The organism is Pseudomonas sp. Ors-4-3C, assembly GCF_055755035.1.
Genome location: NZ_CM146900.1, coordinates 147,943 through 165,236 on the forward strand (window position 1 = coordinate 147,943; position 17,294 = coordinate 165,236).

Here is a 17,294-nt window from a genome sequence, read left to right on the forward strand (position 1 = left end):
ATGTCGTAACAGGGGATGGACGTCTCCGTGCTTTAAAAGGTTCCCATCCGGGGCAGCATTTGGCCACCCTTAATGTGCTCAACGGTTCGGTTATTGCATCGAGTTGGGCTATAATCGCGGCCCTTTTTTGAATCACCGCCAGGCGATTTCCCATGACCAACCAGGCCGCCGAAGTCGCGAAACGCCGCACTTTCGCCATTATTTCCCACCCCGATGCCGGTAAAACCACGATCACCGAAAAGCTCCTGTTGATGGGCAAGGCGATTGCAGTGGCCGGCACGGTGAAATCCCGTAAATCCGATCGCCATGCGACATCCGACTGGATGGAGATGGAGAAGCAACGGGGTATTTCCATTACCACGTCGGTCATGCAGTTCCCGTATCGCGAACACATGATCAACCTGCTCGACACCCCGGGCCACGAAGACTTCTCCGAAGACACCTACCGCACCCTGACGGCGGTCGACTCGGCGCTGATGGTGCTCGACGGCGGTAAAGGCGTTGAGCCACGGACCATCGCGCTGATGGACGTCTGCCGTCTGCGTGACACGCCGATCGTCAGCTTCATCAACAAACTCGACCGTGACATCCGCGACCCGATCGAACTGCTCGACGAAATCGAAGCCGTCCTCAAGATCAAGGCTGCGCCGATCACCTGGCCGATCGGTTGCTACCGCGACTTCAAGGGCGTTTATCACCTGGCCGACGACTACATCATTGTCTACACCGCCGGTCACGGTCACGAACGCACCGAAACCAAGATCATCGAGAAACTCGACTCCGACGAGGCGCGCGCGCACCTGGGCGACGAGTACGATCGCTTCCTCGAACAACTGGAGCTGGTGCAGGGCGCCTGCCACGAGTTCAACCAGCAGGAGTTCCTCGACGGTCAACTGACCCCGGTGTTCTTCGGTACTGCATTGGGCAACTTCGGGGTCGATCACGTGCTTGATGCTGTGGTTGATTGGGCACCGCGTCCGCTGGCCCGTGTCGCCAACGAGCGTACTGTGGAGCCGGTGGAAGAGAAGTTCTCGGGCTTCATCTTCAAGATCCAGGCGAACATGGACCCGAAACACCGTGACCGCATCGCCTTCATGCGTATCTGCTCCGGCAAGTACGAGAAAGGTATGAAGATGCGCCACGTGCGTACCGGCAAGGACGTGCGCATCGGCGACGCCCTGACGTTCTTCTCCTCCGAGCGTGAACAGCTGGAAGAGGCGTACGCCGGCGACATCATCGGTCTGCATAACCACGGCACCATCCAGATCGGCGACACCTTCAGCGAAGGCGAAGTCCTCGGTTTCACCGGCATCCCGCACTTCGCCCCGGAACTGTTCCGTCGTGTGCGTTTGCGTGATCCGTTGAAGTCCAAGCAGTTACGTCAGGGGCTGCAACAGCTGGCTGAAGAGGGCGCGACTCAGGTGTTCTTCCCGGAGCGCAGCAACGACATCATTCTTGGCGCCGTGGGTGTGCTGCAGTTTGATGTGGTCGCGAGCCGCTTGAAGGAGGAATACAAGGTTGAGTGCTCTTATGAGCCGATCACTGTGTATTCCGCGCGCTGGATTGAATGCAGCGACAAGAAGAAGCTTGAGGAGTTTTCCAACAAGGCTGTGGAGAACCTGGCATTGGATGGCGGTGGGCACCTGACCTATCTGGCGCCGACGCGGGTTAACCTGGCGTTGATGGAAGAGCGGTGGCCGGATGTGAAATTCCGTGCGACGCGTGAGCATCATTAAGCGTTGAGCTGAGTTGTCTGGAGCCCCTGAGGTGTAGGCCTTGGGGGCTTTTTTTTGGGCTTTGGTCTTGGCGGCCGTCGGGCCGACCAGGCTTCGGGTGGTTTGGGTGTATATCGGTTTTTTTGGTGATGGCGGATTAGGGTTCCGCCCTTACGGCGGGTCACTTTTTCCAGACGCCGAAAAAGTAACCAAAAAGGCTTGCTCCTGCGTTCGGCCCGCTCGCTGGGGCTCGGGGTGCCTTCGCTCCGGGATCGATCCGGGGGCAGCGCCTACGGTTTGCTTCGCTGCACCTCCTCTCGCTGTGTTTGGCTGCGCCAAACGGTCGTTGCGCTCCCACCCCCGGATCAATCCCTCCGCTCAGCCTTCCGATGTCGCCCGTGGATCAAGATCAAGATCAAGAGCTTTCGGCGAGCTGACACTCGGCCATTTGAGTGGTGAAGAGCATGCGCTGGGCTTTTGCTTTCCTGTAGGAGCCAGCCTGCTGGCGATGGCGGCCTGACAGCCGACCAATCTCCAACAGACCACACCCATCCCAATGTGGGAGCTGGCTTGCCAGCGATGGCGGCCTCCGAGCCGACCAATCTCCAACAGACCACACCCAATCCCACTGTAGGAGCCAGCCTGCTGGCGATGGCGGCCTGACAGCCGACCAATCTCCAACAGACCATACCCAATCCCACTGTGGGAGCGGGCTTGCTCGCGAAGGCGGTTTCACAACCGACCATTCTCCAACTGCCTGCACCCAATCCCACTGTAGGAGCCAGCCTGCTGGCGATGGCGGCCTGACAGCCGACCAATCTCCAACAGACCACACCCAATCCCACTGTGGGAGCGGGCTTGCTCGCGAAGGCGGTTTTACAACCGACCATTTTCTAATCGAACTGAGCGACCGAAGGCTGCGATCTTTTGGACTTAAAAAGCGAAGTCAAAAGATCGCAGCCTACGGCAGCTCCTGCAGGGACTGTAGGACGACTCCGTATTTTGAGATCTCGATGTTCTTGAGCGCGACAAGCGGCGTGCTGACCGTTGGTGTTTCTGTCGACGGTGATCTGGACATTGGGTGAAGCTTTTTTCATGCCGCCGATGAATGTGCTGGTCATGCGGCACGCGCAGGGTGGCAAAAACGGCCAGTATTCTGGTCTGTTTTTCATGGGCTGGAGCGCCAGTGCATTGCTGTCGCCGGTACTCAGTGGGCAGTTGTATGGTCGCTTCGGCGGCCACAGCGTATGGCTTTCGAGTGCGACGCTGGCGCTTCTGACCCTGCCGTTGATCTGCCTTGCAACACGCTCATTGACCCAGGCCAAGGCGCTGGTCGCCACCAGGCATGCCGCCTCGCTTAGCTGATTCGGTTATAGAAGTTATTCAGAAGTGATCTGCCAAACCGGGGCATTTCCGAGGTCTCGTTAGCGTCCTATCTGGTGAACCGGACTGATCGGAACTAGATTTCATTCAGCGCCGGATTGGCACCCCAGGCTTCAACCACGAAAGGATGGAAATGGCTATGAGCATTTTTCAACGCGTTGTGCTGTTGCTTAAGGTTTTGGTGATATTGACGCTTGGCACCACGGCGGCGTGGGCGAGTTCCGCCACGCCACAACAAGGTTTTAATGCAGCCCACGGACAAGCCGGTGTGGTCATGCTGGCCAAGTCGGAATCCGAACCGGGCGATCAGGACCAGGGCGGCAGCAAGGACGATGACGACTCGACCACTGACGAGCCGGACACTGACGATGATGACGGCGACAGCCAGTCGTAAATCGCCGGCAAAAGAAAACCCCTTCTTCCCCGACTGATGCGCAATCGGAGGAGAAGGGGTTTGGGTAACACGTTACCTCCGGATAAACACGATCCCTGTAGGAGCTGCGGCACGCTGCGATCTTTTGATCTTGATGCTGAAAATCAACAGATCGCAGCCTCGTTTCACTCGACAGCTCCTACAGGTTTTGTGTCGGTCTTCGGTTTTGCTTACGCGGCGCCGTCGAGGAACTGCTCGGCGTAGTGGCATGCCACCTGCCGATTGTCGAGCTGGCGCAGGGCCGGCTCTTCGCTGCTGCAACGTTCGGTCGCGTACGGGCAGCGCTTGTGGAATGCGCAGCCCGGTGGCGGGTTCAGCGGGTTGGGCAGTTCGCCGACGATCTTGATTTTCGGCTTGTCCGGATCCGGGTGGATCGTTGGCGTCGCCGACAACAAGGCTTGGGTGTACGGGTGCAGAGGACGGGTGTAGATGTCCTCTTTCGGGCCCATTTCCACCGGTCGGCCGAGGTACATCACCAGCACCGAATCAGCGACGTGACGCACCACTGCCAGGTTGTGCGAGATGAACACGTAGGCGGTGTTGAATTCTTGCTGCAGATCCATGAACAGGTTCAGCACCTGCGCCTGAATCGACACGTCCAGCGCCGAGGTCGGTTCATCCGCCACCAGCACTTTCGGTTGCAGCATCATCGCCCGGGCGAGGGCGATCCGCTGGCGCTGACCGCCGGAGAACATGTGCGGATAACGCTGGTAGTGCTCTGGACGCAAGCCGACCTGCTTCATCATCGCCTGGACTTTCTCGCGACGTTCGGTGGCCGACAGGTTGGTGTTGATCAGCAGCGGCTCGGCCAGTTGATCACCGATTTTCTGCCGTGGGTTCAACGACGCATACGGGCTCTGGAATACCATCTGCACGTCTTTGCGCAGTTGCTTGCGCTGGGCCTTGTCGGCGCCGGCGACTTCCTGACCGGCGATTTTCAGCGAGCCGGACGACGGCTCTTCAATCAGGGTCAGGGCACGGGCCAGGGTGGATTTGCCGCAGCCCGATTCGCCCACCACGGCGAGGGTCTTGCCGGCTTCCAGTTCGAACGACACACCGTTGAGGGCGCGCACGGTCGCATGGCCCTTGAACAGGCCACGGGAGACTTCGTAGTGACGGGTCAAGTCGCGGGCGGTAAGTACGACGGCCATTACGCCACCTCCTGGTTCAGCGGGAAGAAGCAGCGCGCGAGGCTGTTGCTTTTCGGATCAAGGGCTGGACGCTGCGCGCGGCAGCTGTCCTGCACGTACGGGCAGCGCGGCGACAGCAGGCAACCTTGCGGACGGTCGTAGCGGCCCGGAACGATACCCGGCAGGGTCGACAGGCGTGAAGCGCCGAGGCTGTGTTCGGGAATCGCCTTGAGCAGCGCTTCGCTGTACGGGTGCGCCGGGATGTCGAACAGTTGCGGCACCTGACCGACTTCAACCGCTTGGCCGGCGTACATCACGCACACGCGCTGGGCGGTTTCAGCCACGACCGCGAGGTCGTGGGTGATCAGCACCAGGCCCATGTTCTGTTCTTTCTGCAACGCCAGCAGCAGATCCATGATCTGTGCCTGAATCGTCACGTCGAGTGCGGTGGTCGGCTCGTCGGCGATCAGCAGTTTTGGCTCGCCGGCAATCGCCATGGCAATCGCGACACGCTGGCTCATACCGCCGGACAGTTGGTGCGGGTAGGCGTCCATACGGCTGGCGGCGCCCGGGATTTCAACTTTTTCCAGCAGTTCGATTGCACGTTTGCGCGCTTGCTTGCCGGACATTTTCAGGTGCAGGCGCAGCACTTCTTCGATCTGGAAACCGACGGTGTAGCTCGGGTTGAGCGCGGTCATCGGGTCCTGGAACACCATCGCCAGGTCTTTGCCGACGATTTGCCGACGCTGACGATTGCTCAGCTTGAGCATGTCTTTGCCGTCAAAGCTGAGCGAGTCGGCGGTGACGATGCCGGGATGCTCGATCAGGCCCATCAGCGCCATCATGGTCACGGATTTACCCGAACCCGATTCGCCAACGATCGCCAGGACTTCGCCCTTGTCGACTTTCAGGTCGAGGCCGTCGACTACTGGAACGGCGTTCTTGTCGCCGAAGCGAACGTTGAGATTCTTGATTTCTAGCAGTGACATGGGAATCTCCTCAGGCGGCGTTCTTGAGTTTCGGGTCCAGCGCATCGCGCAGGCCGTCGCCCATCAAGTTGATTGCCAGCACGCTGAGCAAAATGGTCAAACCAGGCAGACTGACGACCCACCAGGCGCGTTCGATGTAGTCGCGGGCCGAGGCCAGCATGGTGCCCCACTCAGGGGTTGGCGGTTGTACGCCAAGGCCGAGGAAGCCCAGTGCCGCAGCATCGAGAATCGCCGAGGAGAAACTCAGGGTGGCCTGCACGATCAGTGGCGCCATGCAGTTGGGCAGCACGGTGATGAACATCAGGCGTGGCAGACCGGCACCGGCCAGGCGCGCGGCGGTCACGTAGTCGCGGTTCAGTTCGCCCATCACCGCAGCACGGGTCAGACGCACGTAGGACGGCAAGGACACCACAGCGATAGCGATCACGGTGTTGATCAGGCCAGGGCCGAGGATGGCGACAATCGCCACAGCCAGCAGCAGCGACGGCAGGGCCAGCATGATGTCCATCAGACGCATGATGGTCGGGCCGATCATTTTCGGGAAGAAACCGGCGAACAGACCCAGCAGGATTCCCGGGATCAGCGACATCACCACCGACGACAGACCGATCAGCAGCGACAGGCGCGAACCCTGGATCAGGCGCGACAGCAGGTCACGCCCCAGTTCATCGGTACCGAGCAGGAACTGCATCTGCCCGCCTTCAAGCCACGCCGGTGGCGTCAGTAGGAAGTCACGGTATTGCTCGCTCGGGTTATGCGGGGCGACCCACGGCGCGAAGATCGCGCAGAAAATCACCAGCAGCATGAACAGCAGGCCGGCAACTGCGCCCTTGTTCTTGGAGAAGGCTTGCCAGAATTCTTTGTACGGCGACGGGTACAGCAGACTTTGATCCGCGCTTGGGGCGGACGTGGCTACTGAGGATGTTGGAGTGCTCATGGGTATGGACCTCAGCGCTGATGACGGATGCGTGGGTTGGCAAAGCCGTAGAGGATGTCCACCACGAAGTTGACCAGAATCACCAGGCAGGCGATTAACAGGATGCCGTTTTGCACAACCGGGTAGTCCCGGGCGCCGATGGCTTCGATCAGCCACTTACCAATGCCGGGCCAGGAGAAGATGGTTTCGGTCAGGACTGCACCGGCCAGCAGGGTGCCGACTTGCAGACCGACCACGGTCAGCACCGGAATCAGTGCGTTGCGCAGGCCGTGCACGAACACCACGCGCGCCGGCGACAGGCCTTTGGCCCGGGCGGTACGGATGTAGTCCTCACGCAGCACTTCGAGCATCGACGAACGGGTCATCCGCGCGATCACCGCCAGCGGAATGGTGCCGAGCACGATGGCCGGCAGGATCAGGTGATGCAGGGCATCGAGGAACGCGCCCATGTCATCGGCCAGCAGCGTGTCGATCAGCATGAAACCGGTGCGCGGCTCGATGTCGTAGAGCAGGTCGATCCGTCCGGAGACCGGGGTCCAGCCCAGGCTCACCGAGAAGAACATGATCAGGATCAGGCCCCACCAGAAGATCGGCATCGAATACCCCGCCAGGGAGATGCCCATCACCCCGTGGTCGAACAGGGATCCTCGCTTGAGGGCCGCAATCACCCCGGCCAGCAGGCCCAGGATGCCGGCGAACAGCAGGGCGGCCATGGACAGTTCCAGGGTCGCCGGGAAGAGAGAGGTGAACTCGGTCCATACGCTTTCACGCGTACGCAGGGATTCGCCGAGATCGCCGTGGGCCAGTTTGCCGATGTAGTCCAGGTACTGGGCATACAGCGGTTTGTTCAGACCTAGGCGTTCCATTGCCTGAGCGTGCATTTCGGGGTCGACCCGACGTTCGCCCATCATCACTTCCACGGGGTCGCCAGGGATCATGCGAATCAACGCGAAAGTCAGCAGGGTGATGCCGAAAAACGTGGGGATCAACAACCCCAGTCGGCGGGCAATAAAACTAAACATCTTGTGTGGTACCTCATCAGCCGGTTAGGCGTGCCCGGCGACCCTGGGGTCAGGGAGGCCGGGAGTTTCTTATCTACTTCACCTGGGTGGTGGCGAAGTTATTAGTGGTGAGAGGGCTGATGTGATAACCCTCTACGTTGTTGCGCATTGCGGTAAACATACGGGTGTGGGCCATGCTGATCCACGGTTGATCCTGATTAAACAGCACCTGGGCCTGTTCGTAGAGTTTGGCGCGTTCGGCCGGATCTACTTTAGCCCGTGCTTCGTCCAGCAGTGCCTGGAATTTCTCGTTGCACCAGCGCGCGTAGTTTTCGCCGTTCTTGGCCGCTTCGCAACTGAGCATAGGCGTCAGGAAGTTATCCGGGTCGCCGTTGTCGCCCGCCCATCCGGCCGACACCATGTCGTGCTCGCCGGCCTTGGCGCGTTTGAGCATCTCGCCCCATTCCATCACGCGGATGTCGATCTTGATCCCGACTTTCGCCAGGTCAGCCTGCATCATCTGCGCGCCGAGCATCGGGTTCGGGTTGGTCGGGCCACCGCCGTTACGGGTAAACAGGGTAAACACGGTGCCTTCCGGAACCCCGGCTTCCTTGAGCAGGGCGCGCGCCTTGTCGAGGTCACGTGGCGGGTTCTTCAGGTCGTGGTTGTAGCCCAGCAGCGTCGGCGGGTACGGGTTGACCGCGACCGAGGCGTTGCCTTTGCCGAAGAGCGCGTTGACGTAGGCTTCCTTGTCGAAGGCGATGTCGATCGCTTTGCGCACTCGCACGTCGCTGATGTATTTGTGCTGGGTGTTCATGGCGATGTACGAGACGGTCATCGCGTCCATCTCGTCGACCTTCAGGTTGCTGTCTTTCTTGATGCTCGGGATGTCATCCGGTTTCGGATACAGCGCGATCTGGCACTCGTTGGCCTTGAGTTTCTGCAGACGCACGTTGTTGTCGGTGGCGATCGCCAGGATCAGCGCGTCGGCCGGGGCCTTGCCACGGAAGTAGTCCGGGTTGGCCTTGAAGCGCACCTGCGCATCCTTGGCGTAGCGCTGGAAGATGAACGGTCCGGTACCGATCGGCTTGCTGTTCAGGTCGGCAGTTTTGCCAGACTTGAGCAACTGGTCGGCGTATTCGGCCGGGTAGATCGAGGAGAACGCCATGGCGATGTCGGCCAGGAACGGCGCTTCGCGGCGGGTCAGGGTGAACTTGACCGTGTTGTCGTCGACTTTCTCTACGCTTTTGAGCAGTTCCTTGAAGCCCATGCTTTCAAAGTACGGGAAGCCCACGCTCGACAGTTTGTGCCACGGGTGATTCGGGTCCAGCTGGCGCTGGAAGCTCCAGACCACGTCGTCGGCGTTCATGTCGCGGGTCGGCTTGAAATATTCGGTGGTGTGAAACTTGACGCCTTTGCGCAGGTGGAACGTGTAGGTCAGGCCGTCGTCACTGATGTCCCAGGACTCGGCGAGCGCCGGGATCACTTCGGTGGTGCCGGGCTTGAAGTCGGCCAGACGGTTGAAGATCGTTTCGGCCACCGCATCGGCAGTGACTGCAGTTGTGTACTGGACCATATCGAAGCCTTCCGGGCTGGCTTCGGTGCAGACCACCAAGGGTTTGGCCGAGACGCCGATGGCGGCGCTCAACAACGCGGCAGCGACGGCCGCACGTAGGGGAAGCATTTTCATCGATAACCCTCTGCAATCGGTTGAAGACAAAAAACCGAACGGCCGACTCGTCATGAGTCAGCCGTCGGTCGGTGGTTTTTACAGGATGTTGAATGGAATCGTGGTCACGAGACGGAACTCGTTGATGTTGCCGTCAGCCTGGTGCTCGCTCGCGCGGTGAGTGGTGTAAGTCGCGCGAATCGCGGTGGCCTTCAGAGGGCCACTCTGCACGGCGTAAGAGGCGCCGATGCCGTATTCGTAGTGGCTTTCGCCGTCCATCAGGCTCAGGTCGCCGCGCTTGGCGCCCGGATCGGTGTAGGCGGTGCCGGTGTAGTGAGTACCGTCGATGCCCCAGCCGCGAGCCTGGTAGATGTTGAACTTCAGGCCTGGCACGCCGTATTCGGCCATGTTGATGCCATAGGCGATCTGGAAGGATTTCTCGTTCGGGCCGTTGAAGTCCGACAGCAGGGAGTTGGCCAGGTAGATACCGTTGGTTTCGTGCAGGTAGTCGAAGTACTCGTCACCGTTCACTTGCTGGTACGAGAAGGTCAGGCTGTGCGCCTGGTGGGTCAGGCCGAATGACAGCGAGTAGGTGTCGTTGTCGATTTTGCCCATCAGTTTTTTGCCTTCATCTACGGTCTTGTAGTAGTTCAGACCGGTGGTCAGGCTCAGCACCTGGCTGTCACCCAGTTCATGGGTGCCGCCGAAGTAGTACTGGTTCCAGAAGTCTTCGACGTTGGCCACGTAGAGGCTGGTTTTCAGGCTTTTGAGCGGCTGATAGTTGACGCCGGCAGTGTAGACCTTGTCGGTTTCCGCGCCGTTGGCACCGTATTCGCTGCGGAACTTCGACAGGCTCTGCTCGGTACGAGGCGAGACGCGGTCGAAACCGGCCAGGTCGAACGACAGGTTGTTGAATTCTTCGCTGTGCAGGCTGATACCTTCGAAGCTCGAAGGCAGCGGACGGTTGCCGATGACGTCGACGATCGGGGTGCTGAAATTCTGGCGGCCTGCGGTCAGCGTAGTGTTGGAAACACGGAACTTGACGTTGGCCAGACCCAGTTTGCTCCACTGGTCGACAGCGTCACCGTCGGAGTGCGCCAGGGTACGGTTGGAACCGCCGGCGATGTCCTTGCGGTCACGGTCGAGAGCGATGGCGTTGTAGGCCGCGACTTCGGTGCTGACGCCAACGGTGCCTTGGGTGAAGCCCGAGGTGTAGTTGACGATTGTGCCTTGAACCCAGTTGATACGACGTGCGGTCGGTGTTTTGACCACGGGCGAAGTGTTCTTGTCACTGTTTTTCACGTAGCTGAAGGTGTCATCGCGACGCTTCAGTTCGTTGGCATACCAGTTACGCGTGGTGCCGCCCAGACTTTGTCCATCGACAAAACCTTTGGCCTCGCTTTGGGCGCTGCTGCCGGCCAGAGTGGTCGGTACGAATTCCTGACTAACAGGTTCCGCATACGCCGTAGCGGTGATGCTGCTGATGGCCAAGGCCAGTATCGCGGTGCTGCTCAGTTTCATGGGTGAAGCTCCTTTACTTTCTTTTTATGCCGGCTTTTTTGGGTTGGCCGGTTATTGGTTTAGAACTCATTCACACATCGCAAACGTTTGCAGAACGCCTGATTGGCGAATTTCGGCAAAGCGCTTGCGTGAGGGGGATAGACAGCCCCCTCAGCGTTGCGGCTAATCGGTTGGGTTAATCGATACTGACGCCCGAGAACACATTGCGACCGAAGGGGCTGACCTTGAAGCCTTCAACCCTGGCGCTTAACGGCTGGTTGACCGTCGAGTGGGCGACAGGCGTGATCGGCACTTGCTGCTTGAGCAACTGCTGCGCCTGTTTGTAGAGCGTGGTGCGCTGGTCGCGGTCGGTGACGACCTTGGCCTCTTTGATCAGCTTGTCGTAAGCCGGGTCGCACCACATGGAGTAGTTGTTGCCGCCAATCGCGTCGCAGCTGTACAGGGTGCCCAGCCAGTTGTCCGGGTCACCGTTGTCGCCGGTCCAGCCGATCAGGCTGATGTCGTGCTCACCATTCTTGGTGCGCTTGATGTACTCGCCCCATTCGTAGCTGACGATCTTCACTTTCAGACCGATCTTGGCCCAATCGGCCTGGAGCATTTCGGCCATCAATTTGGCATTCGGGTTGTACGGACGCTGTACCGGCATCGCCCACAGGGTGATCTCGGTGCCTTCCTTGACGCCGGCAGCCTTGAGCAACTCGCGGGCTTTTTCCGGGTTGTAGGCGGCGTCCTTGATGCTGTCGTCGTAGGACCACTGGGTCGGCGGCATGGCGTTGACCGCCAGCTGTCCGGCACCTTGATAAACGGCGTTGAGAATCCCTTGTTTATTCACCGCCATGTCCAGCGCCTGCCGCACTTCGAGCTGGTCGAACGGCTTGTGACGGACGTTGTAGGCGATGTAGCCGAGGTTGAAACCGGGCTTGGAAATCAGCTGCAGTTTTGGATCGTTCTTCAGCGCTTCAACATCAGCCGGGCGCGGATGCAGGGTGATCTGGCATTCGCCGGCCTTGAGTTTCTGCACGCGTACCGAGGCGTCGGTGTTGATCGCGAAAATCAGGTTCTTCAGCTTGACCCGGCTCGGGTCCCAGTAATGCTCGTTGCCGGTGTAACGGATGTTCGAATCTTTCTGATAGCTCTTGAACACGAACGGCCCGGTGCCGACCGGCTTCTGGTTGATGTCGCTCGGCTTGCCTTCGGCCAGCAGCTTGTCGGCGTATTCGGCGGACAGGATGGCAGCGAAGCTCATGGCGATGTTCTGGATGAACGCGGCGTCGACGCTGTTGAGCGTGAACTCCACGGTCAGCGGCCCGGTCTTTTCGACCTTGGCGATGTTCTTGTTCAGGCTCATCCCGTTGAAGTACGGGAATTCGGTCGGATAAGCCTTACGGAATGGCTGCGCGGGATCGAGCATGCGGTTAAACGTGAACAGCACGTCGTCGGCGTTGAAATCGCGCGTCGGTTTGAAGTACGGCGTTGTATGAAACTTCACACCTTCACGCAGGTGAAAGGTGTACTTGAGACCATCCTCGGAAATATCCCACTTGGTTGCCAGACCCGGTACGACGTTGGTCGCGCCTTTTTCGAACTCGACCAGACGGTTGTACAGCGGCTCGGCGGCGTCGTTATCGGTTGCCGTCGTGTATTGCGCGGTATCGAAACCCGCCGGGCTGCCCTCGGAGCAGAACACCAGACTGTCGCTGGCGGCGTAACTGACCGAGGTGGCGGCCAACAGGCCGGCGCCCAGCAATGCGGAAAAAACCAAGGTATGGCGCATGACGCTCCCTCTTTTTTTAGTGTTGTTCAATGCACCGCGATCCCGTCCAGGGAAGTTGAGGTTGCATTGAGCTCAATCCAGTACGTACAGCAAGCCGGTGGCCCACGCAGAAACTGGTCAGAGCCCGACGGTAGGGGCCGTGGGTCTGGCAGTAAATGCGTAATTGCCTGAAAACTCGTAGGAAAAGTCGACGCGTCCTCTGCCGCTGCAGTCATCCGCAGCGGAATTGGCTGTAGGCAAATTCCTGACTTCCCGGCAGCGAAAGCAACGGCGACGTCATGAACGCCGCCGTTGCAATGGCTTAATTGCTGACGCTGACGCCGTAGAAGGAATTCAAGCCGAATGGGCTGATCTTGAAGTCCTGCACGTTGGCGCGCATGGGTTGGAACACCGTCGAGTGAGCGATAGGTGTGTATGGAACAGCATCTTTAAGGACGTGTTGCGCCTGTTTGTACAGTTCGGTGCGCTTGGCCTGGTCGGTGGTGCGTTTGGCATCCTTGACGAGACCGTCGTACTTCTTGTCGCACCACTTGGAGAAGTTGTTGCCGTTGAGCGAGTCGCAGCCGAACAGTACGTTCAGCCAGTTGTCCGGATCACCATTGTCACCGCTCCAGCCAATCAGCATGGCCTGGTTCTCGCCACCTTTGGAACGCTTGATGTACTCGCCCCACTCGTAGCTGGTGATCTTCACGTTCAGGCCGATCTTCTTCCAGTCGGACTGGAGCATTTCAGCCATCAGCTTGGCGTTCGGGTTGTACGGACGCTGAACCGGCATCGCCCACAGAACGATCTCGGTACCTTCCTTGACGCCAGCTTCCTTGAGCAGTTGCTTGGCTTTTTCAGGATCGTACTTGGCGTCCTTGATGGTGGTGTCGTAGGACCACTGGGTCGGCGGCATGGCATTGACGGCCAGCTGGCCGGCGCCCTGGTAAACCGAATCGATGATCTGCGGCTTGTTCACCGCCATATCCAGCGCCTGACGTACGCGCAGGTCAGCCAGCGGGTTCGGCTCGTTGCTGCCCTTGACCTTGTCCATCACGTTGTAGGCGATGTAGCCTAGGTTGAAACCGGCCTGGTCAGGCATCTTCAGGGTCTTGTCGGCCTTGAGCGCGGCGAGATCCGCCGGACGCGGGAACAGGGTGACCTGGCACTCGTTCTTTTTCAGCTTCTGGATACGTACCGACGGGTCGGTGGTGATGGCGAAGATCAGGTTGTCGATCTTCACGTCTTCAGGCTTCCAGTAGTCCTTGTTCCCGGTGTAGCGGATGTTGGAGTCTTTCTGGTAGCTCTTGAACACGAACGGGCCGGTGCCGATCGGCTTCTGGTTGATGTCGGCAGCCTTGCCTTCCTTGAGCAGCTGGGCAGCGTACTCGGCGGACTGGATCGAGGCGAAGCTCATGGCCATGTTCTGGATGAACGCGGCGTCGACTTCTTTCAGGGTGAACTTGACGGTGTGGTCGTCGACTTTATCGATCTTGGTGATGTTGGTATCCATCCCCATGTCGGTGAAGTACGGGAATTCGGTCGGGTACGCCTTACGGAACGGATCATCCTTGTTAATCATGCGATTGAAGGTGAACAGCACGTCGTCGGCGTTGAACTCACGAGTCGGCTTGAAATACGGGGTGGTGTGGAACTTGACGCCTTCACGCAGGTGGAAGGTGTAGGTCAGGCCGTCCGGGGAAATGTCCCAGCTGGTGGCCAGGCCAGGAACAACAGCGGTACCGCCGCGCTCGAACTGGCTCAGACGGTTGAACATGGTTTCTGCTGAGGCGTCGAAGTCGGTTCCGGTGGTGTACTGGCCCGGGTCGAAACCGGCCGGGCTCCCTTCGGAGCAGAACACCAGGTTAGTCGCAGCGGATGCGAATGGTGCGGAGGCTAACAAGCCTGCGCCGACTAAAAACGGAATGACCGCGTGTTTAAGCATGTTGGCCTCATGATTTGTTGTCATTTTTTAATATTGAGGTACGACCTCGTGAGTCGTGCCTGCGGATACTTATGCAGGGGCCATACCCAATGCAAGATCCAGAGCGACTGCCGGCCTCAAAGCGTGGCACGAACGTACCTTAATGTCGCATTTGTATAAGAGTTGACGCATTTGACCGTTTGCGGCCGTTTTTTACGGTGCAAACGAAGCCCCAAAACGGTGCGCGGGTCACGTTGTGTGCGCCGCTCTGGGGCTCGGTGTTACTTATTTATACCCACGCCGTAGAAGGGCGTCAGGCCGAACGGGCTGATCTTGAAGCCGGTCACTTCTTTGCGCAGCGGCTGGAACACGGTCGAGTTGGCAATCGGGGTGATCGGCACCTGCTGTTTAAGGATCAGTTGCGCCTGTTGATACAGTTTTACCCGTTGCGCCTTGTCGGTGGTCACCTTGGCCTGCTGCACCAGTTTGTCGTAGGCCGGATCGCACCACTTGGCGTAGTTACTGCCCTTGACCGCCGCGCAGCTGTAGAGCACGCCGAGCCAGTTGTCCGGGTCACCGTTGTCACCTGTCCAACCATAGATCATGGCGTCGTGTTCGCCATTTTTCGCGCGCTTGATGTACTCGCCCCATTCATAGCTGACGATGTTGGCCTTGATCCCGATCTTCTCCCAATCCTGCTGGATCATCTGCGCCGACATCCGCGCGTTCGGGTTGGAGGCGCGCTGCACGGTCATCGCCCACAGGTTGATGGTGGTACCTGGCGCCACTCCCGCTTCCTTGAGTAATGCCTTGGCTTTCACCGGGTCGTACGGCGCGTCCTTGATGTTCGGGTCATACGACCACTGCGCCGGCGGCAAGGCGTTCTGCGCCAGTTGGCCGGCACTCTGGTAGACGGCTTTGATGATCGCCGGTTTGTCGATGGCCATGTCCAGCGCCTGACGTACCTTGAGCTGATCCAGTGGCGGGTGAGTGGTGTTGTAGGCGAGGAAGCCGAGGTTGAAACCGGCCTGCTTTAGTACGCGCAGGTTCGGGTCTTGTTCCATCACTTCGATGTCCGCCGGGCGCGGGTAGCCGCTGACCTGGCATTCGCCGGTCTTGAGTTTTTGCAGGCGTACGGCGGCGTCGGGGGTGATCGAGAAGATCAGGTTGTCGATTTTTACGTCTTCGGGTTTCCAGTAGGCCTTGTTCGCGGCGTAGCGGATTTGTGAGTCTTTCTGGTAGCGCTTGAACACGAACGGGCCGGTGCCCACCGGTTTCTGGTTGAGGTCGGCGGCTTTGCCTTCCTTTAATAGCTGGGCAGCGTATTCGGCCGATTGCACCGAGGCGAAGCTCATGGCGAGGTTTTGCACGAACGCGGCGTCGACGTTGTTGAGGTTGAAGCGCACGGTCTGCTCGTCGAGTTTTTCCACCGATTTGATCGTGGTGTTCAGGCCCATGTCGGTGAAGTACGGGGACTCGGCGGGGTAGGCCTTGCGGAAGGCGTTGTCCGGGTCGAGCAGGCGCTGAAAGGTGAACAGCACGTCGTCGGCGTTGAAATCGCGGGTGGGTTTGAAGTAGTCGGTGGTGTGGAATTTTACGTTTTGGCGTAGGTGGAAGGTGTACTGGAGGCCGTCCGAGCTTACGTCCCAGTTGGTTGCCAGGCCGGGTTCGACTTCGGTGCCGCTGGTGTATTGGCTGGGGTCGAAGCCTGCGGGGCTGGCTTCGGAGCAGTAGACCAGGGTGGTGGCTGCGTTGGCTATGGGGGCTATGGCTGTCAGTGCGAGGGTGATTAGAAGTGGTTTTAGGGTGAATCTTTCCATGGAGTCCCCGGGTCGATTGGAGGTAGTTGTGTTTTCAGGGTAGCGGGGATTTGGGGGGCTTCGGAAATATCGTTTTTCTTGTTGGGGTTTCTATCTTGGTATATCTGGGGCTTTTGGGTACATATCCGTTGCTGCGGTAACGGCGGCTTGGGGTTCCGCCCTTACGGCGGGTCACTTTTTCCAGACGCCGAAAAAGTAACCAAAAAGGCTTGCTCCTGCGTTCGGCCCGCTCGCTGGGGCTCGGGGTCCCTTCGCTCCGGGATCGATCCGGGGGCAGCGCCTACGGTTTGCTTCGCTGCACCTCCTCTCGCTGTGTTTGGCTGCGCCAAACGGTCGCTGCGCTCCCACCCCCGGATCAATCCCTCCACTCAGCCTTCCGATGTCGCCCGTGGATCAAGATCAAGAGCTGCAGCCGAGCTTGCGCTCATCCTGGAGTGGGGCGGCATGCGCCGCGTACGGGTTGTACTTATCTTCCCTGTAGGAGCTGCCGCAGGCTGCGATCTTTTGATCTTGATTTTGTGGGAGCTGGCTTGCCAGCGATGGCGGCCTGATAGCCGACCGGTCTCTAAATGACTGGACCCAGTCCCCCTGTAGGAGCTGCCGAAGGCTGCGATCTTTTGATCTTGATTTTGTGGGAGCTGGCTTGCCAGCGATGGCGGCCTGACAGCCGACCGGTCTCTAATTGACTGGACCCAGTCCCCCTGTAGGAGCTGCCGAAGGCTGCGATCTTTTGATCTTGCTTTTGTGAAAGTCAAAGTCAAAGTCAAAAGATCGCAGCCTTCGGCAGCTCCTACCAGTGAGTGGGGTTGTGTTTAAGAATGTGTGAGAAAACCAGAACCTTCCCACAAGGTTTTCAGGTTGTCCCTCGGACGCCAGCTCTCTAGCCTTGAGCTGTCGCTGAGAACTCAGCGATCGGGTGTGAGAGCCTGGAAAAATTAGTGATTCGGTCCATGTGTCCGCATAATTGCCGGCGGCTTATCTGTTGCCTGCAAATGCTTCATGGCGGCTGTGTGCGG

Annotated in this window: 11 protein-coding genes and 1 pseudogene; 3 read left to right on the forward strand and 9 right to left on the reverse strand. The window is 59.1% G+C overall.

Going from position 1 to position 17,294, the window contains the following annotated elements; translation table 11 throughout:
• The first annotated feature begins 152 nt into the window (after positions 1–152).
• The 3 genes and pseudogenes from ACVHNU_RS00625 (at position 153) to ACVHNU_RS00635 (ending at position 3,492) form a co-directional block, all read left to right on the forward strand.
• On the forward strand, positions 153–1,736 hold the full coding sequence (locus tag ACVHNU_RS00625; protein WP_027610807.1) for a peptide chain release factor 3: 1,584 nt from the start codon (positions 153–155) through the stop codon (positions 1,734–1,736).
• Positions 1,737–2,771: 1,035 nt separating this feature from the next.
• Positions 2,772–3,080 (forward strand): annotated as a pseudogene (locus tag ACVHNU_RS00630) (MFS transporter); the annotation flags it as partial.
• Positions 3,081–3,237: 157 nt separating this feature from the next.
• Positions 3,238–3,492: a hypothetical protein gene (locus ACVHNU_RS00635; RefSeq protein ID WP_473018799.1), complete on the forward strand. Its 255-nt coding sequence runs from the start codon at positions 3,238–3,240 to the stop codon at positions 3,490–3,492.
• Positions 3,493–3,701: 209 nt separating this feature from the next.
• Here ACVHNU_RS00635 and ACVHNU_RS00640 read toward each other — a convergent pair whose 3' ends face one another.
• The 9 genes from ACVHNU_RS00640 to ACVHNU_RS00680 all read right to left on the reverse strand — a co-directional run bounded on the left by ACVHNU_RS00640 (position 3,702) and on the right by ACVHNU_RS00680 (position 16,278).
• Positions 3,702–4,682 carry a peptide ABC transporter ATP-binding protein gene (locus ACVHNU_RS00640; RefSeq protein WP_103485765.1) on the reverse strand — a complete coding sequence of 327 codons (981 nt, stop codon included), beginning with the start codon at positions 4,680–4,682 and terminating at the stop codon, positions 3,702–3,704.
• Complete coding sequence (locus ACVHNU_RS00645; RefSeq protein WP_003221606.1) at positions 4,682–5,650, reverse strand: ABC transporter ATP-binding protein; 969 nt, start codon at positions 5,648–5,650, stop codon at positions 4,682–4,684. The genes ACVHNU_RS00640 and ACVHNU_RS00645 overlap by 1 nt, the downstream gene beginning before the upstream one ends.
• 10 nt (positions 5,651–5,660) lie before the next feature.
• Positions 5,661–6,587: an ABC transporter permease subunit gene (locus ACVHNU_RS00650; protein WP_003221608.1), complete on the reverse strand. Its 927-nt coding sequence runs from the start codon at positions 6,585–6,587 to the stop codon at positions 5,661–5,663.
• An 11-nt stretch (positions 6,588–6,598) separates the two neighbouring features.
• On the reverse strand, positions 6,599–7,609 hold the full coding sequence (locus tag ACVHNU_RS00655) for an ABC transporter permease subunit (RefSeq protein ID WP_003221609.1): 1,011 nt from the start codon (positions 7,607–7,609) through the stop codon (positions 6,599–6,601).
• Positions 7,610–7,682: 73 nt separating this feature from the next.
• Positions 7,683–9,278: an ABC transporter substrate-binding protein gene (locus ACVHNU_RS00660; protein WP_226500658.1), complete on the reverse strand. Its 1,596-nt coding sequence runs from the start codon at positions 9,276–9,278 to the stop codon at positions 7,683–7,685.
• Positions 9,279–9,356: 78 nt separating this feature from the next.
• On the reverse strand, positions 9,357–10,778 hold the full coding sequence (locus tag ACVHNU_RS00665; protein WP_103485768.1) for an OprD family porin: 1,422 nt from the start codon (positions 10,776–10,778) through the stop codon (positions 9,357–9,359).
• 175 nt (positions 10,779–10,953) lie between these two features.
• Positions 10,954–12,552, reverse strand: coding sequence for an ABC transporter substrate-binding protein (locus ACVHNU_RS00670; protein ID WP_473018800.1), 1,599 nt, complete (start codon positions 12,550–12,552; stop codon positions 10,954–10,956).
• 301 nt (positions 12,553–12,853) lie between these two features.
• Complete coding sequence (locus ACVHNU_RS00675) at positions 12,854–14,479, reverse strand: ABC transporter substrate-binding protein (protein ID WP_003221617.1); 1,626 nt, start codon at positions 14,477–14,479, stop codon at positions 12,854–12,856.
• Between the two features lie 260 nt (positions 14,480–14,739).
• Positions 14,740–16,278, reverse strand: a complete 1,539-nt coding sequence (locus tag ACVHNU_RS00680) for an ABC transporter substrate-binding protein (protein ID WP_473018801.1) — start codon at positions 16,276–16,278, stop codon at positions 14,740–14,742.
• Positions 16,279–17,294: the final 1,016 nt, after the last annotated feature.